This is a genomic window from Sedimentibacter sp. LTW-03, from assembly GCF_052059825.1.
Taxonomy (GTDB): domain Bacteria; phylum Bacillota; class Clostridia; order Tissierellales; family Sedimentibacteraceae; genus Sedimentibacter.
In genome coordinates, this window is the sequence record NZ_CP197180.1 from 2999977 (window position 1) to 3024748 (window position 24772).

Below are 24772 nucleotides of genomic sequence, written 5' to 3' on the forward strand. Positions count from 1 at the left end.
ATTTTTTAGTTCAGTCTTTTTTTATACTCCAAATAGAACAAATATAATATATTTACGCAGTGTGTGAAGAATTCTCTTCTCTGAGTTTTAAGATAGATACCATATTTCTTAAGGATTCCGCATAGCTTGCAAGTTCCTCACTTGAGGCGCTGTTTTCCTCTGCTGTGGCTGAATTTGTCTGAATAACATCAGATATCTGTTCTATGCTTATGGTAATTTGTTTTACGGACTCTGCTTGCTCTTGCGCTTTGGCAGATATACTGTTCATGCTTTCTGTAATTACATTTCTATCCTTAGCTACCTCTGCAAGTACCTTTGATGTATTGTCTGCGGCGGATGTGCCTTCCTTTACAGATCTTAAAGTATCTTCAAGCAGTGTAGTGGTATTTTTTGCGGCATCTGCGCTTTTTACGGCCAGATTTCGCACTTCGTCTGCAACAACGGCAAAACCCTTGCCTGCTTCACCTGCTCTTGCTGCTTCAACTGCTGCATTCAGCGCCAGTATGTTGGTCTGAAAAGCAATATCTTCTATTATTTTGATTATCTTCATTATTTCATCTGATTTTCCGTCTATGAGAGTCATTGTTTCAACGGTGTCTTTCATTTGTGCAATTCCCTTGTCCAGCTCATTGCCCAAGGTTGTGACTTTGTTGCTGGCATCTACTGCATTTTCGGCAGTTATATTAATCTCATTAGATATTTTCTGTATCGTAGCTGTGAATTCCTCAACAGTGCTTGCCTGTTCAGCCGAGCTTTGAGATAAAAGCTGTGATGAGTCTGCAATTTGCTCTGAACCGGAAGCAATCTCGTCTGAGGTTATGTTTATATTTGTAAAGGTTCTGTTTAATGAATCAATTATGTTGCTTAAAGAAGAACTTATAGATTTAAAATCTCCAATATATTCTTTTTCAATAACAATGTTGAAATCTCCGTTTTCAATTCGGTTTAAGACATTATAAATGTCTGAAAAGTGGCTTTTAATTAAGGCTGCTGCTTCGTGATAAGCTTTGTTAAGTTGCCCAATTTCGTCATTTGAATAATTTTTAAAATCAGAATCCGAATCTAATATGCCCTTTTTCATGTTATCTGCAAGAGACAATGCATTATTGACAGGCATAAAAGCCCTTTTAAGCAAGAAATAAATTATAAAATATAGAACCGCAATTTCTGCTATTAATGATATAAATACTGCAGTTATTATATTGTTTGAATTAATAATTATGCCCCTTGAAAATCCAAGCCACATTAGGGCACCAAGTATAACTGTTACTAACAACACAGCTGTAATTATTTTTAAGGTTGTTTTTTTAGCTGAAATATGTTTAGATAAAAATTTTGTCATTTAAGAATAGCCTCCATTTACACATATGTTTACTACATAAATATCGGCAGAATGTTAACAAAATATATTAGTATATTATTCCAATAAATAGAAAAAATCCCCATTTATGATAATAAGGAAGAAAAGTTCTCCCTTATTATCACAATATTATTAATGCTACTAAAATTGCTGAAGCTATACCGCACAAAACTGGAATTAAATTCTTTCTGGCTAAAACTTGAGGGTCAATATTGCATATTGCAGCAACAGGTATTACTGCCCAAGGAATTATTGTTCCTCCGCCTACCCATATGGTGATTATCTGGCCTAGGGAAGCTAAGCCCTCCATATTTATATCTATTATATTTGAAAAAGTATATGCGAGAGAACCTACAATTGGGAGACCCGAAAAACCTGAGCCGTCCAAGCCTGTAATAACTGCTACAGATGTCTGCGCTAAAATTGTAGAGAATTTATTCATATGAATATTTTGAGAGAGAAATATACTTATATCGTTAAGTATTCCCGGAGCGCCTTCGCCAAGCACTGCTGTTGCGCCCCCCTGATTTCCCAGAAAAAAGAATCCACCTATAAAAATAACGGGAGCAAATACAGTTATTCCAAATTTAAATCCTTCCTTTATATGATCCACAACTTTGTCAAAGGCGTTTTTAATGTTATATGTTGTCAATACTGCAATGAGCATTATTAAAATGGCCGTACCTCCAACAAGAGCAGTTGCATCGCCGCCAGCCAGATTAAATTTCAGCATAGCAACAATGTCCGATAAAAATGCTATGGGAGTCACTACAGCCATAAGTTTAGTTGCTCTTCCTGTCTTTACTTTTACTTCCTTTTTAACTTCAATATTTTTAGAATAAGATGAAATATTTTTTTTCATGTCTTTTTTCATCATCAAAAATGCGACAGTCACTGTTACAACAGACATAGTAATCCATATAGGAATTGATGACCTCATAATTTCTGTGACATCTAACCCTGCTCCTGCAGCTGTAATTGTAGGTGCACCTTGAATAAAAAAGTCGCTTGAAAGAGCGATGCCATGCCCAAACAAGTTCATAGCCACAGCAGCATATATCACAGGCAGGCCTGCTGCAAGTGCCGCAGGCAAAAGAACGGCCCCGATTAGAGGAACAGCCGGAGACGGCCAAACCAGCCATGATATGACCATCATTGTCAGACCTACACTCCAGAAAGCCAATGTGGGGCTGATCATAACCTTTCTTATGGGAGACATTATAATAACATCTGACCCAATTTCTTGAAGAGATTTTGACATAGCCACAACAAGGGAAATAATTACTACAATGCTCCAAAATTCGTTACCTGCATAAATAATGGTGTTAAATATGGATTGAGTTGCTCCGATAATACTTCCAGAATAAAGATAACCCATTGCAAAAGTACCTACTATACACGGAATAACAATATCCTTTTTCATGAGCATTATCGTCAAAATGATCACAACCATTACAATGTAAAGGTAGTGAAGCGAAGTTAAAATCATAATATACCTCCTTGGAAATTTTATGTATATTCGCGAAGGATGTTATTAAATAATTCATCAACTCCCTTAAAATTCATGCTGTTAATATAAAATATTTCAAGAATTTCATGGTATTTCTTTCCTTCAGATAGTTTTTTAAGTGCATTTTTTATAAGAAGCTCATGCATATGAAGATTGCTTTCTATTTCAGAAATGTGTTTTTTCAAATTATCAGCATCCATAATTTGATGGATGTCAAAAATTTCTTCAAAATTATCTGATACACAGTTTTCAGAACTTGTAATAAAGATATTCTTTTCAGGAATATACACGTGTTGCAGCTTATCCGGCGTCAATGGATGTAAATAAATTTCAACGTCAAAACCTCTTTTTACGGCTTCATCCGATATCCTTTTCATGAAGTCTGATATATATGCTGTGCTTTCACTGATTATAGCCCATACTTTTTTACCTTCGTACAATGCTTCTGTTCTATTTATATAACCGTTTGACGTATAAGCTTCAGAAAATAAGTTTTTAACTTCAGCTGTTTTTTGCAAATAAATATCATCTTCAAACAATTTTTTAGTTGCACGAAGGCACGTTTCATTAAATTTATCTGCATCTATGAACTGAGTATATAAAGAATTAATTTCTTCCGAAATTATACCGGCTGCCTGGAGATATCTATAGGCGCTTTTGTAAAGACGAGCTTTGGTTTGATTTATTTGAATAATTTTATGTTTGTGCTTTTCCAATTGACTGCTGTTAAGGAAAGAACCAAAATTCAAAATTTCGTCGACCGCTCCTGGAATAGACGGATCAGTTGCATGTGGTGCCGTGCCGTCAACAAATGCCAACTTAAGGTCAGGAATTATTATTCCATCAAGGCTTTCGTCGTCGCTTGAGCAATGAATATATTCCACGAAATACCCTTTTTTAGAAATTTCAGCAGCAAATTTTTTCATGAATGAACTTTTTCCTACACCGGGGCCTCCTTTGAGTATATAGAATTGATTCAGCTTGGAAGGCTGAAAAATGGAATTAAAGCAGTTGAAAAATCCTTTAGAAGTGTTATTTCCTGCAAAGATATGTTTTCCTTTCAAGTAAGTACCTCCTATTTAATTTTATACTTCAAAATGATTTAAGCATTCATTTTGAAAGCACTAATTGTTGTATTATATGTAAATATGAAATTCTTGTTAATACATTAATTAAAATTTAATTCGAACAAAGAGGGGGACAAATATACTTAATCATGCTATAATTATTTGTCAAGCTTAACAAAAGGAAGATATTTATGAAATTGATAGTTACGGAAAAACCTTCGGTTGCAAAAGATATAGCCAGAGTGTTAAAGATAAATAAATCAAGAGATGGCTATATGGAAAACAGCGAATATATTATTACATGGTGTGTCGGACATTTGATTCAGCTTGCATATCCGGAAGAATACGATAAGAAATATAAAAGCTGGAATATAAATGACCTTCCAATTTTCCCGAGACAATTCAAGTATATGGTTAACCCTTCTACTGCAAAACAGTATGAAACTGTTAAATCTCTTTTATTGAATGATTCTGTTGATGAAGTTATATGCGCAACGGACGCCGGGAGAGAAGGACAGCTTATTTTTGGCTATGTTTACATTAATGCAGGTTGCAAAAAGCCTGTCAAAAGGTTATGGATAAGCAGTATGACCGACGAGGCCATAGAAGAAGGTTTTAAAAATTTAAAAGATAATAAAGAGTATTTTAGTCTTTATCAGTCTGCAAGAGCTCGCTCAGAAGCCGATTGGCTGGTTGGAATTAATGCCACTCGGCTGTTTACGGTTAAATATAATCAAATGCTTACAATAGGAAGAGTTCAGACTCCTACTCTTTCTTTGATTGTTGGCAGGCAAAAAGAAATTGATGAGTTTGTTTCACAGCCTTTCTATGAGGTAGCGGCAGACTGTGAAATGTTTACGGCAACATGGTTTAATAAAAACGGTACGCGAATCGATGATAAAGAAAAAGCGGAGCAGATAGCCCAGCGGTGCAGTAACAAAGAGGCAACTGTTACAAAGCTTAAAACTAAAAGAGCTTCTGTTGAGAGACCACTGCTTTATGATTTAACAGAACTTCAAAGGGACGGTAACAAAAGATACGGCTATTCGGCAGAGCAGACCTTGGAAGCTGCTCAGAATCTTTATGAAAAGTACAAGCTTGCTACATATCCGAGAACGGATTCAAGATACTTGACAAAGGATATGAAGCCGAAAATACAGGGGCTGCTGCAGAATATTAAGAGTGGATGGAAAGGCTCTGAATATTGTGTAGATAAGGTAATTAAACAAAAAATTAATGCCGACAAAAGAGTTATAAATGATTCAAAAGTGACAGATCACCATGCAATAATAGTTACACCAAATATAAGGAACCTCCCAGGTATAAGGCTTCCTGAAAGAGAAGCAAATATACTTAAGCTTATAGTAGCAAGATTTATTTGTGTGTTTGACAGGAAACAGGAATATGATCAAACGGATTTGGAAATTCAAATTGAAAAGGATAAATTCAAGGCAAGAGGTAAAAAAGTTGTTGTGCCAGGCTGGAAGGAAGTAGAAGACATAATGCTGGGAAAGGTTAAGGAGAATTCCGAGGACAAAGAAATCACAGCAAGCATTGTGGTTAACGACAAGATTATGCCCAGGGAAATAAAAGTGGTTACTAAGAAAACTTCTCCTCCGAAAGCATATACGGAGGCAACTCTGCTTACAGCTATGGAAACTGCCGGTAAGCACATAGAGAATGAAAAACTTAGAGAAGAAATGAAATCTGTAGGGCTGGGCACACCTGCAACCAGAGCGGGAATTATTGAAAAGCTTATATCTGTAGGATATATAAAAAGAAACAGAAAAAGTCTTGTGCCTACACAAAACGGAGTACAACTCATTGAAATAGTACATGAAAAACTTAAAAAACCTGATTTAACAGGCGAATGGGAGAGTACCTTAGGGAAAATAGCTAAAAAAGAGGAATCCTCAAGGGATTTTATAGTTAATATAAAAAAATACGTTTATGAAATAATTCAAGAAGGAAAGATGAGTTCAACACTTAATGTTAATTTTGAACAGACCGGGAACAAGAAGAAAAGGAAGGCCGTAGGAGTGTGCCCCAGATGCGGCAGAGAAGTCTTTGAAAATAAAAAAAGCTTTTATTGTGCAGGATATAAAAATTTTCCGTCCTGCAGGTTTTCCATGTGGAAACAGGATAAAATATTGCAGGAAAAAGGGATTACTTTGACAAAAGAAATGGCAGCAGAGCTTTTAAAGAGCGGACAAACTATAATAAACGATGAAAAAGACTGCGACAAGCAAAAAATGACGATAAAGTTAAGAGACGAAGGATATAAAACTGTGTACTTAGTCGAGTAATTGTGCTAAAATGAAGGAATGTCAGGTGTTCCTGCATTATTTTTATGATTAAGAGAAAAATAAAGAATATGGAAGTTATAACAGAGTAAAATCAATTAAAACTTATAAAAATAAATAAATTTGGCGAAAATTGAATAATTCTGCTAAACATGAATAATTGCTTAAAGAATGTATTTATATTAGAATACACAAGAACAAAAATAAAGGAGCAGAAAATGGAATTCTTATATGAAGGTATTATCCAGATTACATGGCAGCAAATATTGATGTGGTTAATCGGAGCGACATTGATATATTTGGCAATTTCAAAGGAATTAGAGCCGTCACTTTTGCTTCCCATGGGATTTGGCGCAATTTTAGTTAATATTCCTATGAGTGGAGTATTGAACCAAACTCTGGAAGGAATAGGTGAAGTTAAAGGTATAATAGACTGGCTTTTTGAAGTAGGTATCGAGGCATCCGAAATGATGCCGTTGTTGCTTTTTATAGGCATAGGAGCTATGATAGACTTTGGGCCTCTTTTATCGAACCCGAGGCTTTTACTTTTTGGAGCGGCAGCACAATTCGGAATTTTTGCAACGATTACCGTAGCAACATTGCTGGGGTTCAATATACAGGATGCTGCATCCATAGGGATTATAGGTGCTGCAGACGGGCCTACGTCCATATTGGTATCTCAGGTTTTAAAAAGTAATTATATAGGTCAGATTGCAGTGGCCGCATATTCATATATGGCATTGGTCCCGATAATACAACCTTTTGCCATAAAGATGTGCACAACAGAAAAAGACAGAAAAATAAAGATGAAATACAATCCAAAGAGCGTTTCGAGAATGACAAGACTGCTGTTTCCCATAGTGGTTACAATTATTGCAGGATTGGTAGCACCGGCATCAATATCTTTGGTAGGATTTCTTATGTTCGGAAATTTAATCAGGGAATGCGGTGTTTTGAGATCATTATCAGAAACGGCACAGAAGGATTTAGTAAACCTTATAACGCTTCTTTTAGGAATAACAATATCAGCAAGCATGAGGGCAGAGCAATTTGTAACACTTGATACTCTTTTGATAATGGGGCTTGGGCTCCTTGCATTTGTATTTGATACAGTCGCAGGAGCATTGTTTGCAAAATTTTTAAACTTGTTCCTAAAGGAAAAAATAAATCCGATGGTTGGGTCAGCAGGAATTTCAGCATTTCCAATGTCATCAAGAGTTATTCAAAAGCTGGGACTTGAGGCTGATTCGCAAAATCATTTGCTGATGCATGCTGTTGGAGCAAATGTGTCAGGTCAGATAGCATCTGTTATAGCCGGTGGAGTTATAATAGGACTAGTTCCAGGGTTGATGTAGGAGGCCATATGAATATTAACATTGAAAATGTAATGAATTCACTTGAACTTATGGGGATGGGTATGTCTGCTATATTTTTGGTAATTATAGTGATATATGCATCTGTGAGCATAATGCTGAAGCTTACAGCACAAAACAAATAAACAAGATAAATAAAAGAATCGAGGGAGGAACTATGAAATTATTAAACTATAAATCAACAGCTGTAATACTAACTGTTGTAATTTTCATCTCGATTTTTTTAATTATTTCTGAGAATCACACCTTGAAAGATGATATTTCTTTAAATAGACTTCCTTCGTTTGGAAATTTATTTGAAGAAGAATATACGTGCCAAGAAGGAAACTCTCAGTTGTTAAAGCGGAGTAAGGGAATCTTATTTTACCTTAATATAAAATTTATCTTGTTCAGCATATGGATTCTTGCTGATTTGTATAAAGCACGGCATGCCGAGATGATTAAAACATTGTTGAGGTTTTATAGTTATTGCGTATTTATCGTGTTTTTTATTAATAAAAAGGATGGTAAAAAAGGGACTTTTGTTTGTGCTTCAATACAACAATTAAATTAAAATCAGGAGGAAAAATGAGAACTAATAAACATATTTACATTGTAGTTATGCTTTTAATTGCCGGAATTGCTCTTACATCATTTTTTGGAATTAACGCAGGTCCAATTCAAATTAAGGGCATGAAGGATATAAGATTTGGTATAGATATAAGAGGCGGAGTTGAGGCTGTATTTGAGCCTGCCGATCTTGACAGGGTTCCTACGGAAAATGAGTTGGAATTAGCAAGGGTAATCATGGAAACAAGAATGGATGCCCAAAATATTTTAGACAGAGAGATAACTATAGATAAAAATACAGGTCACATAATAATAAGATTTCCTTGGAAATCGGGAGAAACAGACTTTAATCCTCAAAAAGCAATAGCTGAGCTGGGAGAAACGGCAAGATTGACATTCAGAGATCCCCAGGGAAATGTTTTGGTAGAAGGAAAAGATGTTAAGGAAAGTAAGGTACAGCTGGACAGCAAAACAAATATGCCTATTGTTACTTTGAAATTTAATGAAGAAGGCGCGGAAGCTTTTGCCGATGCTACGGAAAAACTAGTAGGGCAGTCAATATCTATTTATATGGACGAAACATTAATATCAGCACCACATGTTAAACAAAAAATTACCGGAGGAGACTCCTATATAAGCAATATAGAAAGTGCCGAAGAGGCAAAGAGCTTATCAGATAAAATTAATTCAGGAGCACTTCCGTTTTCTTTAATATCAAAAAACCATAGTATCATAACCCCAACAATGGGTTCAGGCGCTCTGGATGTTATGATAAAGGCAGGAATAATTGCATTTGCGGCAGTGTGCATTTTTATGGTTTCATATTACAAGTTGCTTGGAGTTGTAGCATGCTTTGCATTGCTTTTACAGATTTCTGTTCAGATGCTGGCATTATCTATACCTCAGGTGACACTTACATTAACAGGCATTGCAGGTATTATCCTTTCAATAGGAATGGGCGTTGATGCTAACGTAATTATATATGAGCGAATTAGAGAAGAACTGAACCAAGGAAAGACGTTGGGATATTCAATAGATACGGGATATTCTAAGGCTTTTTCAGCTGTGTTTGATGGAAATATTACAACAATAGCTGCATCAGTTATTATGATGATATTTGGAACAGGATCAATGCTTTCATTTGGATATACGCTTATGGTAGGATGTATACTAAACTTTGTTTCAGGTGTTACAACCTCAAGAATAATTACGAAATCTATGAGTATGAACGAAGTGTTTATGAAAAAGTCCTTATACGGAATGAAAGTTAAGGAGGCAAAATAATGATAAGATTTTATAAAAACAGAAAGATATTTTTTGCTGTATCAGCTGCTATCATGATAATAGGGATTATTTCACTGTTTGTAAATGGTGTTGATTTAGCAATTCAGTTTAAAGGCGGCGCAATAATAAAGTATTCTTATGAAGGAGAAATTGATCAACAGTTGGTTGCCGAAACTGCAACAAAGATTCTAAACAGAAGCACAGAGGTACAGCTAACAGATGATTTAGCAACACATAGCAAGAAAATAGTATTCAACCTGTCAGGCAGCAATGGATTGGAAGCTGGGGAGCAGGATAAGCTGGATGCAGAACTAAAAGCTAAATTTCCTGAAGCTAATTTAGAACTGGCCGAGTCAAATGTGGTAGAGCCATTTATAGGTAAAAGATTTTTAACAAACGGAATGATTGCCATAGCTTTAACAGCTTTGTTTATAATTGTATATGTAAGATTCAGATTTAAAAAAATATCAGGAATGTCGGCGGGAGTTATAGGTTTGATTGCGTTACTGCATGATATACTGATAGTCTTTTTTACATTTGTAATATTCAAGATGCCAATAAATGATTCATTTATTGCAGTTACGTTAACTATAATAGGATATTCAATCAACGATACAATAGTAGTGTACGATAGAATCAGAGAAAATCAGCCTTACTATCTTAAAAAGTCATTTGAGGAACTTGTGGATGCAAGCATAAACCAGACATTGTCAAGATCAGTTAAAACAAGTGTGACGACGGGAGCAAGCATTATAATAGTATATATCCTTGCATTTGTTTACAATATTGACTCAATTAAGACTTTTTCAATACCTATGTTTATAGGAATCGTAAGTGGTTGCTATTCTACAGTGTGCCTGGCAGGACCAATGATGGTTATGTGGCATAACAGAAATCAGGCTATGACATCATAAGATTTTGGAGGAATTAATGGATAAGTTTATCAATACGAGGCTGGTAAAATCAGAAGACCTCAATCACCACGGTACTTTGTTCGCAGGAAGAACAGCAGAATGGTTTGTTGAATCAGCATTTATTGCCGCATCTTCAACATTTGGAAATCCGGAAAATATAGTATGCCTAAATGTGCATGGGCTGTTGTTCAAGAAGCCTGTTAATAAAGGAGAAATAGTAAAGTTTACAAGCAGAATCGTTAATTTAGGTAAAACCAGCATAGCAGTTCATACAAAAATGGATACTGAAGTATCCAAGACAAGCCCGGTTGAAGGCTTTATAACCTTCATATGTGTGGATGCTGACGGTAAAAAAATGCCACATGGATTAGTGCTTGATGAAGCTATAGATGAAGAAGAGCGTGTATTGAGAGAACGCGCAGAGAGTTTGAGACAATAATATGAAAGAGCAGCATAAGCTGTTCTTTTTTATTGCCAAAGATGCTTTGATAAATTAAAAAGCTCTATTTCAACTTGTAAAAAATTATCAAAAAAGTCCATAAAATGTCATAGTATTGTCATTGACAATTCATTCCAAATTATTTCAATTTTCTTACATATCTCTTATAATTATCTAATTAGTATCAAAGAACCAATTAAAATTGAGTAATTAAATTGAAAAGGAGGTATGTTGGTTTATTGGAAGCTTAATGCAAAAAATTTACAGAAAAAATCAAGAAGGAGAATCTATGACAAAATTAAAAAGTATAAGAACAAAATTATCTCTGGCTTTTGGCTTGTTGATTCTGATGGTATGTGCAGGCCTTGGATTAATAACATACATTCAATCATCATCTGCTATATCATCGCAGGTGGATGAATCATTAGAACAACTTACGAGAGAGGCATCCAAGCTTGTTAAGGGAAGAACTGATCTTCATTTAAACGCACTTGAAGTAGCAGCTGAAAGTGATTTAATCAAATCAGAAACAATAGCTATAGACGAGAAGCTGGATTTTCTGAAAAGAGAAGTTGAAAGAAGTGGACATTTGTCAATGGCTGTTGTCGATATAAATGGAAATGGTCTAAATACCAAAGGAGAAACAGTAAGTGTTTCAGAAAGAGAATATTTTAAAAAAGCCATGTCCGGAGAAAAATCAGTTACAGACCCAATGGTTAATAAAATAGATGGCAGCATAATAGTTATGTATGCAGTGCCAATAAAGAACGGAAGTGCAGTAAAGGGTGTACTGCTTGCCGGAAGAGATGGAAATGAGCTAAGTGATATGGTCGATGATATAAAGTTTGGGGAAAATGGTGAAGCATTCATGATTGGCAAAGATGGAACAACGGTTGCTCATCCTAATCGCGAACTTGTTTTAAACATGGACAATGACTTAGAAAATGTATCGAGCGATGCCGGGCTGCAATCTCTTGTGGAGCTGGAAAAGCAGATGATTGAAGGTAAAACAGATACAGGTGAATATGAATACAACGGCATTACTAAGTATATGGCATTTACTCCTATAGAAGGAACTAATTGGTTCTTGGCGCTTACATCTCCAAAATCGGAGGCCATGGAAAAAGTAAATAAAATAACCAACATAATTATTTCTGTTTCAATTGGGTTTATTGTAGTTGGCATTTTAGTAACAATTGTAATTTCTGCAAGCATTTCAAAACCGATAAAAATGGCATCAGACCATCTGCAAGTGCTGTCTACAGGAGATTTTACCAAGGATATTCCTTCTAAGCTTCTAAAGATGAACGATGAGGTGGGGATTTTGGCAAACGCCATGAATACTATGCAGCAATCACTGAGTGGTCTAATACGTAATGTTGCCGGCGAATCTACAGAAGTTACATATATGCTTGGACAAATCAGCAATGAAATTATTGAACTTAATAAGAGCATAGAAGAGATAACTGCAACTACAGAAGAGCTTTCTGCATCAACAGAAGAAACAGCATCAGCAACAGAAGAAATGAATGTTACTTCTTCAGAAATAGAAGGTGCTGTGCAGTCAGTGGCAAATAAATCCCAGGAAGGGGCGGTTACAGCCAACAGCATGAACGATATGGCTGAAAGCATGAAAGAAGATGCTGTTAATTCAAAGAAAGAAGCAATCGAAATTTACGAGAGAACAAAAACAAGCATGGAAAATGCAATTAAGCAGTCTAAAGCAGTGGAACAGATTAACGTTTTATCTGAAGCTATACTTGAAATAGCATCACAAACTAATTTGCTGGCTTTAAATGCCGCAATAGAGGCGGCAAGAGCAGGCGAAGCAGGCAAAGGGTTTGCTGTTGTAGCAGATGAAATAAGAACTCTGGCTGTAAATTCGCAGAATACGGTTTCAAGGATTAAGGAAGTAACACAGTTGATTTTAGTGGCTGTAAATAATTTATCAGCCAGTGCTCATGAAATAATGGAATTTATAGACGGAAAGTTGCTCAAGGATTATGATACACTTGTTGATTCCAGCGAATTATACAGTCACAACTCATCAAAAATAAACGATATGGTTACCGATTTCAGTGCGGCGTCTGAAGAAATACTGGTTTCGATGCAAAATATGGTACATGCTTTAAATGAAGTAGCTTCGGCTTCAACAGAAGGAGCTCAGGGGGCTACAAATATTGCTCAAAGTACAACTTCAATTGCTCAGATGTCTGGCGAAGTTTCAAAACTTTCAGAATCAGCAAAAGAAAAATCAAATATGCTTATTGAGGCGGTATCAAAAATCAAATTATAGGGGGGTAAAATGGCAGAAATTAAGCAGATAGTAGTTTTTAAATTGGGGGAAACAGACTACGGTTTTCCGATAGAACAAGTAAATGAAATAATTAAATATATTCCTGTTTCGAAGATACCTAATTCTTCGGCATACATGGAAGGAACATGCAATTTAAGAGGCAAACTGCATGTTATATTAAATCTTAGAAGTATAGTTGGATTGGAAATAAGTGCAGCCCATGATAATGCTTATATAGTAATTGCAAATAATTATGATGCAGGCTTTATTGTTGATGAGGTTAAGATGATTGTTTCAATATCCGAAGAAGACATTATTGACACTGATACATTGGCTAAATATATTGATGATAACTACATACTATACATTATTAAGTATAACAATAAATTAGTCAATGTGCTGAATTTGGAGAGCATAACAAGCAGGAGCTTGAATAATGTTAAAAAATAGCCATGAGGAAATCAGCATTTTGATGGAAAACTTAGAGTATAATGAGTTTTTCGTACATTATCAGCCAATAGTAGATGCTGCAACTTATGAGATTCGATGGATAGAAGCGTTAGCTAGATGGAACAGCCCCATAGCAGGTACTGTAAGCCCTGACAAGTTTATTCCCGTTTTGGAAGAGAAGTTGCACATAATTCCTGTTGGTATGCACATTCTTAAAAAAGCATGCATGCAGCTTAAAAGGTGGTATAGCAATGGCTGCACAAATAGTGGTATATCAGTAAACGTTTCGTCTTTGCAGCTTCAGCAACACAATTTTGCTGAAGCTGTGGTTACTACGCTGCATGAATTTGGGCTGAAGCCGCATAATCTTGTTCTGGAAATAACAGAGAGTTTAAAGTTAATGGGAAACGAACACGCGTTACAAACACTAAAAGTTCTAAAGGAAATGGGAATAAGAATATCAATTGATGACTTTGGCACAGGGTATAACTGCTTAAAATGCTTACAGGAATTTGAATTTACAAGTATAAAGATAGACAGATCTTTCGTTGCAAACATGGGAAATAACAGATGTAAAATTATAATTGACAGCATAATTTCACTTGGGCATCGAATAGGAGTAAAGGTTATAGCAGAGGGAGTTGAAACTATTGAGCAATGCAATCAGCTTAAGCATATGGGATGCGATATGCTTCAGGGATACTATTTCTATTTGCCTTCTCCGGCAGAAGAATTAAGTTTATTGTTAAAAAATGACTTTATTAATAAATCAATGGTTCAGTAGGAATATATTAATTTTATATGTCAATGCTTAAATATAGAAAAAGTGAACTTATGGTGATATTATAGTAGTCAATAAGCATTATACTATGGTAACATAAGTTCATTAATTTTTGTAATAAAAAAGAGGAAGACAGGTAAACATGAGCAATATGACATTTGGTGAATGCCTCAAATTCATGCTTTCAGCGTTAGATATAAGCATGAATCGCCTGGCTAAGTATATTAATGTAGATAATTCACTTGTTAACAGATGGGTTCATGGGGAAAGAATTCCTCCTTACGGTTCATCTTATATTGATAACATAGCATTGTACATGTCAAAAAACGTTTACAATGCATATCAGAACAAGAACTTAAATGAAATTATTGCTAAACATGGATATAGCAATAATTCATGTGATACAGAAGAAAAGATAAAAAGAATTCTGTTAGAAGCTCAGGGATATTCATTTGAATGTAGAAAAAGACATTTAGACAAAACGAAAAACTCAGCCAAAGTTCAAGGATTTAAAGCCTTTGGTACAATAGATGTAGAAGTAAAGAATGCTAAAGATATGATACAAACAAAAATGATAGACGGTATATTTGGAATGTCAAGCAATGATAAAGTTATTTTTGGTTCTGAAAATATAATCAAGTATGCTTTTAATATGCTTGATGAAGCAATAAACGAGGATAAAGAAAATAAAATTATTTATTTAACTTACAACAGCAATATTAGCAAAAATAATGGCGAAATGCTGAAATTGCAAAGTTATTTAGGCACAATGATAAAAAATGGGTGGGAAATTATTATTCTAATGAAATTGGACAATAATTTTAGCAGAATATTAAATTTTATCAGGCTTTCCATGCCATTGATGTTTTCAGGAAAGCTTAATATTTATTATTACATTAATTATGCTATGTGCGACGCAGAAAGAGAAATGCTTATAATTCCTAATACTAGCGCAATGTCTGGTTTTGCGCATAATTGTAACATAGGATTGAATGCAGCGTTTTATCTGAAATGCACAAGTGCTGTTAATGCATTTAAGGACCATTTTGAATCAATGATGGAAAAAAATGCTCATCCGTTAATAAAAAACTATGACTCAAAAGCATACATGGAATATTGGCGAAATTTAGTAGAATCGGATGAAACAATAGGAAATCGTATGGTGTTCCGATCCGGTTTGGGTTCAACAATGCTTCCTGAGCATATTTATTTAAAATTTCTTAATAAGTTAAATCTTTCCGATGACATAGTAAAATTTGCTTTCAATAACTACAAAAAACAGCGTGAAGCCTTTCAAAAAAATATAAAAAGTTATGAATACAACGAAATATACCTTATGGACGCAGTAAGTAGCTTAATACAGACAAATAAATTTTGCATGAATTATTATGCGGGAGTTCAACATATAAAATTAGAAATAGAAGAAATTATTGAAATATTGGAAAACATCATACATAATATAAAAAAATATAAACATTATAAGATTTCATTTATAAATAGAAAAATAGAAAATTTGATAACAGCTAAAAACTTTTCTTTTGTACTGAAGGAGAGAAAAGCACTATTTTATGAAAGTTATAATGATAGAACCAATTACCCGTCAATAAGGCTATCTATCGAAGAACCGACTTTCATAAAAGCTTTCGAAGAATATTTTATGCAGGTTTGGGAGCATATAACGCCTGCAAACAAAGAAAAATCAGAGGCCATAATGTTTCTTAAAAGACATATAGAGGCCCTAAAAAGGCAAGCCTAAGCTAAAAGATTTATATATTGTAGAGGATAACATTTGTTATTCTTTTTTTATATATTTTGCGATGAGTTGAGCATAGACTGCCCTAGAAAAGTTGACAGAGCGGTTTATAGGGTGTATACATTTATTTGATAAATTTCGATTTTTATGTTAAAATATAGAAAATATATGAGGAAATATATGAAAAAAATCACTAAAATAGAAATTCAAAAAAATAACAGAGATAGAGTTAATATCTATCTTGATGATGCTTTTGCTTTTGGTATTGATTTGAATATTATGATGAAGTATTCGTTGGCTAAGAATATGGAGATCGAGCAACTATTTATTGATGAAATATTAAAAGCGGAAGAGGAGATACATGTATATAACTACGCACTGACATTATTATCAAGGCGTGCCATGAGTGAAAAACAAATAAGAACCAAAATGAAAACAAAAGGATATGATGAAGACTTTATCGATAGTGCAATTTTGAAGCTGAAGAATCAGAAGTATCTAGATGACGAAAGATACAGCGAGATGCTGATAAACGATAAAGTTAATATTTCAAAATATGGCAAAAGAAAAATAAAACAGCTATTATATGAAAAAGGAATAGAAAGAGAGACAATTGAAGAAAAAATAAAATGTTTGTCAGAGGAGGATGAATTAAAAAGGGCGTATTCAGTGGGATTAAAGAAAATTAGCTCTCTGAAAGAAGAAGACGACAGAAAAAAATATGTAAAATTATCGAGATTTCTTATTAATAAAGGCTTTGAATTAAGTACAGTTAGAAAAGCAGCATCGTATTTGCTCAAAGCAGGCATTGATGATTTTGGAGACTTTGAAGATATTTAAAATGCTTCGAAAGGGGTTAGAATATGAAGGAATTTGCGAATTACATATCCGATGGGATTGTTGAATGTAAAATAGTTAAAGATAAATCAAATAAAATAGATATAATTGCAATTTATGCAAATAAACAGACAGAAATAATAACCGGAAAGACAGTTGATGAAATTCTAAATAAAAAAATGAAAGAAGTTTTTCCAGCTATAGCAGATTCGATATTTGACTGGCCGATAATATTGAGTGAAGCGGCGATGACAAGTGAACATAAAATTATCGAACAATACGTTGTAGGTTTTGACAAATATGTGAGATTCAGTGTTTTTGGATTTAAGGAAGACACTTTTTATATTGCAATGCAGGATATGACAGAAAAAAAGGAGACAAAACGAATTCTGCTTGAAAAAGAAAGAGTTATAAGACACCTCGAAAATGAAATAAAAGCAAGAGCTAATACGGATATGCTTACTAATCTATATAATTTTCAATTTATGAATGAAAGCATAAAAAGCAGTATTTCCAGTTATGTGGAAGAAGATATTAATTTCTGTCTTCTTGTGTTGGATATAGATGATTTTAAAAAAATAAATAAAATGTATGGTATGGATGAAGCAGACAATATAATTCATGATGTTGCAAATATTTTAAGTGCAAATGCAAGAAAAATAGATGTTGTAGGGAGATACGGAAACGATAAATTTATGATAATTTTGAACAATGTCGATATTGACATTGCAAAAATACTGACTGAAAAAATAAAAAAAGAAATAGAAAGTTACAGCTTGAAATTCAACAACAATTTAAGTGCTTGCGGATCGATTGTGGAATACGGAGGAGAAACAATAGAAGAATTTATTGAAAAATCTGAAATATTAACAACTAAAGCCCAGTCAATGGGCAAAGGTATAATATTGTCGTAAGTGTCTAACATTAGTAAACTTAAAGCAAAGGGATGTATGCAGCTATGTAAAAATTGATGTATACATCTTTTTTTTTATGTCATCCATGACTTTTTTTACGGAATATTTTTAATTGGATTGTGTTAGGTTTGTACTACATAAAAAAATACTGCGTTTTAAGTATTTTTGAAACAGAAAGCTTTTTAGGATAAAAGTTATAATGTCGATTTATTTTTTGTTAGAGATAAATAGAGATGATAAGAAGATAACCAAGGGCGGAGCGGATATATTAATTATATTTGACAAAAAAAAACAACTAATATATAATTTAAATTACTAAATAAATGGGAATGAAATGGTGAAAAATGAACGATTCAATATACTCAAAAGACAACTTGACATTTAGCATAAACGATGTTGCCAAGGTGATTGGAGTAGTACCGGCTACAATAAGAAACTGGGAGAAATCTGGATTATTTGTTGCTAAAAGAGGAGAAAATAATTACAGGATTTATACATTGGATGATATAGAATCTTTAAAAAAGATTAAAGAAGTACTTAATATACAAAAAAACAGCAGAAATGGAATTGCGCAAATACTGCCGTCTATTAACAGCAGTAATCCACTCGTGAATATTGTTGAAAAAGAAAAACAACCGGTTTATTCTAAAAAGCTTCTTAACAAGAGGTGGAAGGAATGCAGAGAGAAAATAGGATATACTCTTGAAGAAGTAAGTAAGGCTGTAGGGATTTCAACATCTCACCTTAGCAAACTTGAAAACGGAAATGCTAACGTAACATTGGAAGTATTGGAGAAAATTGCATGCTTCTATGGAGAAAGCCCCATATATTTTTTCGATTTAGATTATTCCGAAAAGAAAAAAATTAGTTTAGGGCAAGGAGAAAAAGTAAGTATTGGTGTGCCTGGTGTTGAGATGGAATCATTAATTGCGGAGAGGGGAACAAGTATTTACCCGATAATGTATACTGTTAAGCCAGGATGTGGGAATTTGGAAGCTCACTCACATAGTGGACAGGAGTTTATTTTTATATTATCAGGGAAAATTGAAATTAAGCTAAACGATAATGAAGTTTATTTGCTCAAGAAAAATGATGCCTTCTTTTTTAGAAGTAAAGAAAAGCATTCGTGGAAAAATCCTGCGTCAAAGAGTGTTGCAACACTTCTCTGGGTGCATTCTCCTTACGATAACAATTAATGCTTATACAAAAAACGTGGTCTAATAATAGATCACGTTTTTTTAATAATGAAAAAAGTCAAAGAGATTAACTTCTTATTTTAATTCTGCAGTCAACTGCTGTGAATTTGTTTTTAGTTTTGTCAAAAATTAATGGATTTATATCTAATTCTTCTATTTCTGGATGGTTTACAAGCATTTGATTCAATCTCATCAATATTTCTTTCAGGTCACTAATATTAACGCCTTTTTCACCTCTGTATCCATACAGCAATTTATTAGATTTTAGAGAGTTAATCATTCTGTTGATGTCTTTAGCGGTAATAGGAACGTGACCAAAGGATACATCTTTTAAGATTTCAACTAAAATTCCGCCCAAACCAACAATTATGGAGTGCCCTACTGATTCGTCATATAGTCCTCCTATAATTAGTTCTAAACCATTGCTCAATTGTTCTTGTACAAACAAACCTTCCAGACCTGTAAACTTAGTTGACCATTCATTGAACAACTCAGATAACTGAGTTTTGTTTTCAATATTCATTTTAACTCCACCAACATCTGATTTATGAACAATATCTTTGTGGTCAATTTTTGCAACAACGGGATAATTAAGGTTTAAGTTTTCAATGTCATATAGGTTTTTAATGTAGCCAGATTTTATCATATTAATTCCGTAATTTTCTAATAAATTTAAACAGTCAGTTACACTAACGTAACCTCCGTTTTTATATTTGTCGACTATGTCGTTTGATATACGGATGCTGTTGTCTTTTATGTTAATTTTGATTTTTTCATCTTCAAAATCTATGGGTTGTTTCATGTAATTCAGTATTCTTGCTAGCTGTTCAGGGTAATCAAATTCTTGTATGCCTTCCTTGGTCATTACTTTTTTTGCTTCTAAGCCAAGTGTTGGCCCTATAAAACATGAAAGTACAGGGATGTCTGAAGATTTTAAAACAGGCAATAAAGTTCTTGCGATGTTTCCTGTATCGACAGACGCAGGAGGTACACAATTTATTATTAGTCCATCATATTGTTGGCTTTTAATCATTGCTTTTGCTGCTTGTAAATAATGTTCTGCAGGAGCAGGAGCAACCACATCTATGGGATTGTTTAAGGAAGCTTCAGGTAAAAGCATAGGCTTCAGCTCTGCTTTTACAGCATCGTTCAACGGAGGAATTTCAAAGCCGTATTTATTCAATGAATCTGCAAGAAGTATTCCGGGACCTCCAGCATTTGTCAAAATACCTATTTTATTACCTTTCAAGAAGTTTGTTTTAGATAACGTTGATGTAAGCAAGAAAGCATCTTCTAAAGTTTCAACTCTAATAACATTTGTTTTTTTCAAGAATGCATCGGTAACATTATCATTGCCTGAAAGACTTCCGGTATGGGAACTTGCAGCTCTTGCTCCGGCATCGGATGTGCCAGATTTTAGGACTATGACAGGCTTTGTAATTTTTTTCATTATATTTATAAATCTTGGCGGATTTTTAATTGATTCCAAATAAAGAAGTATTACTTTTGTGTTATTATCTAGCTGAAGCATTGGCATTAAGTCACAAACATCAACATCTGCTTGGTTCCCTAGCGATGTAATCACGGAAAATCCTATACCTAATTTATTTGCAAAGTCAATTATACTAGCGCCCATAGATCCGCTTTGAGTTATAAATGCAACGTTGCCTTTTGGAGGCGATACTGATAATATTGTCGAATTGAGCATTGTATCATCGGCTGTATTTGCAATTCCCATGCAGTTTGGACCTATCATGCGCATATTATACTTACTTATTATTTCCGTCAAATGTTCTTCTCTTAGTTTTCCATCATTTCCTATTTCGCTAAAGCCTGCAGAGATGCAGATAATTGATTTTATGCCTTTTTTACCACATTCTTCTGCAACTTTCAGCACTGAAGGTGAAGGAATAGAAATAACGGCCATATCGACATCATCTTTAATATCCAAGATAGAAGTACAGCCTTTGCAGTTTAATACATTTTCACCTTTGTTGTTTACCGCATAAAGATTACCGTTAAAATCAACATCAACTAAATTTTTTAAAATTGAAAATCCAATCCCAGGCTTATTTGAAGCTCCTATTACTGCAATTGATTTAGGTTTTAAAAGGGTTTCATTTTTCCTTTTATAAATAGGAACATTTTCATTCCAATTATTTATTCTTAAACCTTGAGGAGCAGGTGTATTCTTATAGTACACTTTGCTGTCTTTATCAGTTTTAAAATTTCCCAAAGCAATTTCTAGAATTGTTCTTGCTCCGATTATTCTTGATTGATTGTTGGCAAGTTTTAAATAATATGCAAATCTATCTTTGTTATCTTCGTGCAAATTGTAGTCAACAGGTATCTTTTCAGAAATTATTAGAATTGGCCCTGCATCGATGTTTTTGTTAACAATATGTGAAGCTGAACATATGTAATCCATGTTTGCATCAAAAGCTGCCTGAATTCCATTATGACCGGCTAGTAGTCTTTTTCCATCTTTCATGACAGATAAGTCGCCTGGATGCACATTAATTACCAAATAATTCTCAATAATTATATCTGTAATTGCCCAAACATATCCTGATAAAATAATTAAGTCTGCATTGAATTCCTTTATTAAATCATATGCATCAGCATCATAATTTGCCCTGACGGTTCTATCTTTAAGAGGTGCACCTGCTTGCTTATAATATTCTCTGATATCTATTGACTTATAGGGTATATTTTCTTTTATTGCTGTTTCAACAGCTTTTGAGTTGGGGTTGTCTGAAAATATTCCCACAACTTCAAAGGGACAACCCTCAAAAGTTTGTTCCATTTCTTTTTGAAGTTCTAATATTTTCCACAATGTGTTTCCAGAACCTGAACAGTATCCTAAAACTCTCATTTTTCCGTTAATTGGATTGTGTATATGTTTTAACACTTAAATAACCTCCATCTATTTATCTAAAAATTCATTTATAACTTCAGCAATTATCTTTATTCCATTTACGATGCTTTCATCGGATGGAGTCGAATAATTTAATCTGAAGCAATGGCATGGCTCGTCGTAATCAGGAAGAAAATCATGCCCGGGGACAAATGCAACTTTTTTCTCCAGTGCTCTTTTTGTAAACTCATTAATATCTATTTCATCAGGCATTGTACACCAAAGGAAAAGCCCTCCATCAGGTCTTGTAAACTGAACTCTTTCATAGAAGTTTTTTTCAATGGTCTTTATCATTAAATTTGATTTTCTTCTATATAAGTTTCTTATTTCTTCAATATGAGCATCATAATCGTATTTTTCAAGGTATTTATCTGTAAGTATCTGAAAATATATGTTTGTATGTACGTCCGAAACTTGCTTGGCAAGAACTATTTTTTGTAAAATTTTACTTGGGCCGTTTACAAATCCAAGTCTCATTCCAGCTGACAATGTTTTGGAAAATGAGCCGCAGTAAATGACTATTCCTTCAGTGTCCATGCTTTTTATAGGGGCTATATCCTCGCCGTTAAATCTTAATTCACCATAAGGATTATCTTCTAATATAAGAATATTGTATTTTGATGCTAACTCATATACCTCTTTCCTTCTTCTTAGACTCATTGTTTTTCCTGTTGGGTTTTGGAAAGTTGGTATGAGATAAATCATTTTTACGTTTTTGTTATTCTTGATTGCCTTTTCTAAATTGTCAACTCTGATTCCTTCATCATCCATTTCGATTCCCACAAGATTTGCGCCGTGTGATCTAAAAGCATTCATTCCACCGACAAATGTAGGATTTTCGCATATTATTGTATCTCCTTCATTGCATAAAACCTTTGCTATAAATTCTATACCTTGTTGTCCACCTGATACTACTAATGTTGAATCGTTTTCATTTCCTACTTTGAATTTTTCTTTTAGCCTTTTTGAAATTTTGTCGAGAAGGGGAGGGTATCCTTCTGTAACATTATACTGTAACGCTTGTACCGGATTTTTTTCATAAATTTCTTTAGACAGTTCAGAAAACTCTTGTATCGGAAAAGATTCTGAGGCCGGGCTTCCTGCTGCAAAAGAAATAACTTCAGGGTTTTGTGTGATTTTTAAAATTTCTCTAATTGAGGAAGATCTTATTGTAGACATTCTTTCTGAAAATTGATAGTTCATATAGCACTCCTTTTACTATTATTAAAGTCAAATTATTTGTTTTGTGTATTATATTATACAATTAAAACTATGTCAATAGAATAATAAAGTTATGAAATATAAAAATATAAAAAAGATAAAAAATAAATGCTGAATGAAAATTATTAACTAAAACAAAACGTTTATTTGAAGCTATATGCAAGTAATTAGCAATTAAATGCGTAAAAATAAAATTCAAGAGCTTATAAAATGATTGACAATGTTAGTAAGGTGATATATACTATGTGCTATAAAAATATTGTTGATATAATTTCAAAACATTATAAACAAAATTACAACAATAACAAAAACAGAAGGAGGATTTGAAATGGGTTATAAAGAAGAAGGTAAATGGTGGGTGAGCCAATCGAACTATGTAGATGAAGTAGTATCTAAATTTAACTTTGCACCTAATATTGAAATTTTAGATACTACATTAAGAGATGGCGAACAGCAACCTAATATCATTTTGAAGAAAAATGATAAAATTGCTATAGCAAAAAAACTGGATGAGGCCGGAGTTCATAGGATTGAGGCAGGGACCCCTGCAGCATCAAAAGAAGATGCGGAGGCAATAAAAGAAATTTGCCAGTTGGGATTAAAGGCTAAAGTGTTTGCGTTTGTAAGAAATGTTAAGTCAGATATTCAATTAGCAAAAGACTGTGGGGTGTATGGTGTGCTGGCAGAGGTGCCTGGAAGCAATCATTTACTTAAGCACGGAATGAAATGGACGGCTGAAAAGGCAATTAAAGCTGCATGTGAGTCAACAAGGTTCGCGCATGAACTGGGTTTGTATGTTACGTTTTTTCCAGCGGATGGTTCTCGTGCAGATTTAGATTTCCTTTTAAGTACATTACAGGCTATAATTGAAGGAGGAGGGCATGTTGATTCAATAGCTCTTGTTGATACATTCGGTGCATTTTCTCCTGAGGGGGCAGCTTATACAGTAAAAACACTTATTGATAAATTTGGTCTTCCGGTTGAAGCTCATTTTCATGAAGATTTTGGGCTGAGTGTTTCTACAACTATAGCAGCTCTTACAGCTGGTGCAAGCGTTGCCCACGTAACTGTAAATGGCATTGGAGAAAGAGCAGGCAGTTGTCCGTTAGAACCGTTAGCATTATCTTTAAATTGCTTGTATGGTGTTGATACCGGTATAAAAACTGAAAAATTAATGGAACTTTCCAAATTAGTTGAAGAAAGAACAAAATTTCCTGTGCCTCCAACTAAGGCAGTTGTCGGAAAAGAAATTTTTGGATGGGAAACGGGAATGCCCTCAAATATGTGGATGAATTCTAAGGATGTAGATCCTTTAATTATGCTTCCTTATAGATGGGAGTTAACAGGAAACACTGAACCTTACATATTTCTTGGTAAAAAAAGCGGAAGTGCAAACATCCTTATGTGGCTTAAAAAATACAATCTTGAATTAGATGAAGACAAACGAGGGAAATTATTGGACATGGTAAAAGAATTTTCAATTGAAAAAGGAAGAGTGCTTACTGGTGATGAGTTTAAGGAATTAGTTAACAACTGCAAATAAAATTAGCAAGAAAAAAAGGTTCTCGTAATAATGTTGGACAAGTAAAATATTATTTGTCCAATATT

Annotated in this window: 20 protein-coding genes; 15 read left to right on the forward strand and 5 right to left on the reverse strand. The window is 33.9% G+C overall.

Features of this window, described 5'->3' with window-relative positions:
- Nucleotides 1-52 precede the first annotated feature (52 nt).
- The 3 genes from ACS3UD_RS14645 to ACS3UD_RS14655 all read right to left on the reverse strand — a co-directional run bounded on the left by ACS3UD_RS14645 (nucleotide 53) and on the right by ACS3UD_RS14655 (nucleotide 3934).
- A complete protein-coding gene (locus ACS3UD_RS14645; protein WP_308138905.1) occupies nucleotides 53-1342 on the reverse strand; it encodes a methyl-accepting chemotaxis protein in 1290 nt (429 codons plus the stop codon).
- 139 nt (nucleotides 1343-1481) lie between these two features.
- Complete coding sequence (locus tag ACS3UD_RS14650) at nucleotides 1482-2849, reverse strand: hypothetical protein (protein ID WP_308138904.1); 1368 nt, start codon at nucleotides 2847-2849, stop codon at nucleotides 1482-1484.
- 20 nt (nucleotides 2850-2869) lie between these two features.
- Complete coding sequence (locus ACS3UD_RS14655) at nucleotides 2870-3934, reverse strand: hypothetical protein (RefSeq protein WP_308138903.1); 1065 nt, start codon at nucleotides 3932-3934, stop codon at nucleotides 2870-2872.
- Nucleotides 3935-4128: 194 nt separating this feature from the next.
- On the opposite strand from ACS3UD_RS14655, the gene ACS3UD_RS14660 reads away from it, so the two are divergent.
- The 14 genes from ACS3UD_RS14660 to ACS3UD_RS14725 all read left to right on the forward strand — a co-directional run bounded on the left by ACS3UD_RS14660 (nucleotide 4129) and on the right by ACS3UD_RS14725 (nucleotide 19026).
- Entirely contained in the window at nucleotides 4129-6243 is a 2115-nt protein-coding gene (locus ACS3UD_RS14660) for a DNA topoisomerase 3 (RefSeq protein WP_308138902.1), read from the forward strand.
- Between the two features lie 215 nt (nucleotides 6244-6458).
- The gene (locus tag ACS3UD_RS14665; RefSeq protein WP_308138901.1) at nucleotides 6459-7595 is read left to right on the forward strand and encodes a sodium ion-translocating decarboxylase subunit beta; all 1137 of its coding nucleotides are present in this window, start codon (nucleotides 6459-6461) and stop codon (nucleotides 7593-7595) included.
- A gap of 8 nt (nucleotides 7596-7603) precedes the next feature.
- On the forward strand, nucleotides 7604-7738 hold the full coding sequence (locus tag ACS3UD_RS14670; protein WP_308138900.1) for an OadG-related small transporter subunit: 135 nt from the start codon (nucleotides 7604-7606) through the stop codon (nucleotides 7736-7738).
- Nucleotides 7739-7770: 32 nt separating this feature from the next.
- The gene (locus ACS3UD_RS14675; RefSeq protein ID WP_308138899.1) at nucleotides 7771-8166 is read left to right on the forward strand and encodes a hypothetical protein; all 396 of its coding nucleotides are present in this window, start codon (nucleotides 7771-7773) and stop codon (nucleotides 8164-8166) included.
- 14 nt (nucleotides 8167-8180) lie between these two features.
- The gene (gene secD, locus ACS3UD_RS14680; RefSeq protein ID WP_308138898.1) at nucleotides 8181-9446 is read left to right on the forward strand and encodes a protein translocase subunit SecD; all 1266 of its coding nucleotides are present in this window, start codon (nucleotides 8181-8183) and stop codon (nucleotides 9444-9446) included.
- A complete protein-coding gene (gene secF, locus ACS3UD_RS14685; protein ID WP_308138897.1) occupies nucleotides 9446-10360 on the forward strand; it encodes a protein translocase subunit SecF in 915 nt (304 codons plus the stop codon). The genes secD and secF overlap by 1 nt, the downstream gene beginning before the upstream one ends.
- A gap of 16 nt (nucleotides 10361-10376) precedes the next feature.
- Nucleotides 10377-10799: an acyl-CoA thioesterase gene (locus tag ACS3UD_RS14690; protein WP_308138896.1), complete on the forward strand. Its 423-nt coding sequence runs from the start codon at nucleotides 10377-10379 to the stop codon at nucleotides 10797-10799.
- Nucleotides 10800-11088: 289 nt separating this feature from the next.
- The gene (locus ACS3UD_RS14695; RefSeq protein ID WP_308138895.1) at nucleotides 11089-13095 is read left to right on the forward strand and encodes a methyl-accepting chemotaxis protein; all 2007 of its coding nucleotides are present in this window, start codon (nucleotides 11089-11091) and stop codon (nucleotides 13093-13095) included.
- A 9-nt stretch (nucleotides 13096-13104) separates the two neighbouring features.
- Complete coding sequence (locus ACS3UD_RS14700; RefSeq protein ID WP_308138894.1) at nucleotides 13105-13545, forward strand: chemotaxis protein CheW; 441 nt, start codon at nucleotides 13105-13107, stop codon at nucleotides 13543-13545.
- The gene (locus tag ACS3UD_RS14705) at nucleotides 13532-14329 is read left to right on the forward strand and encodes a putative bifunctional diguanylate cyclase/phosphodiesterase (protein WP_308138893.1); all 798 of its coding nucleotides are present in this window, start codon (nucleotides 13532-13534) and stop codon (nucleotides 14327-14329) included. Before ACS3UD_RS14700 ends, ACS3UD_RS14705 begins: the two co-directional genes overlap by 14 nt.
- A gap of 139 nt (nucleotides 14330-14468) precedes the next feature.
- Nucleotides 14469-16082: a helix-turn-helix domain-containing protein gene (locus ACS3UD_RS14710; RefSeq protein ID WP_308138892.1), complete on the forward strand. Its 1614-nt coding sequence runs from the start codon at nucleotides 14469-14471 to the stop codon at nucleotides 16080-16082.
- Between the two features lie 177 nt (nucleotides 16083-16259).
- Nucleotides 16260-16919 (forward strand): regulatory protein RecX, encoded by a 660-nt coding sequence (locus ACS3UD_RS14715; protein WP_308138891.1) that lies wholly within the window; start codon nucleotides 16260-16262, stop codon nucleotides 16917-16919.
- Nucleotides 16920-16942: 23 nt separating this feature from the next.
- On the forward strand, nucleotides 16943-17830 hold the full coding sequence (locus ACS3UD_RS14720) for a sensor domain-containing diguanylate cyclase (RefSeq protein WP_308138890.1): 888 nt from the start codon (nucleotides 16943-16945) through the stop codon (nucleotides 17828-17830).
- Nucleotides 17831-18174: 344 nt separating this feature from the next.
- Nucleotides 18175-19026: a helix-turn-helix domain-containing protein gene (locus tag ACS3UD_RS14725; protein WP_213925802.1), complete on the forward strand. Its 852-nt coding sequence runs from the start codon at nucleotides 18175-18177 to the stop codon at nucleotides 19024-19026.
- A 67-nt stretch (nucleotides 19027-19093) separates the two neighbouring features.
- On the opposite strand, the gene ACS3UD_RS14730 is transcribed toward ACS3UD_RS14725, so the two are convergent.
- Together ACS3UD_RS14730 and ACS3UD_RS14735 are read right to left on the reverse strand one after the other, a co-directional pair.
- The gene (locus tag ACS3UD_RS14730) at nucleotides 19094-21937 is read right to left on the reverse strand and encodes an acetate--CoA ligase family protein (protein WP_308138889.1); all 2844 of its coding nucleotides are present in this window, start codon (nucleotides 21935-21937) and stop codon (nucleotides 19094-19096) included.
- A gap of 15 nt (nucleotides 21938-21952) precedes the next feature.
- Nucleotides 21953-23146 (reverse strand): aminotransferase-like domain-containing protein, encoded by a 1194-nt coding sequence (locus ACS3UD_RS14735; protein WP_308138888.1) that lies wholly within the window; start codon nucleotides 23144-23146, stop codon nucleotides 21953-21955.
- Between the two features lie 346 nt (nucleotides 23147-23492).
- Between ACS3UD_RS14735 and ACS3UD_RS14740 the strand changes: the two genes are divergently transcribed.
- Nucleotides 23493-24707 (forward strand): LeuA family protein, encoded by a 1215-nt coding sequence (locus ACS3UD_RS14740; RefSeq protein WP_213925805.1) that lies wholly within the window; start codon nucleotides 23493-23495, stop codon nucleotides 24705-24707.
- Nucleotides 24708-24772 lie beyond the last annotated feature (65 nt).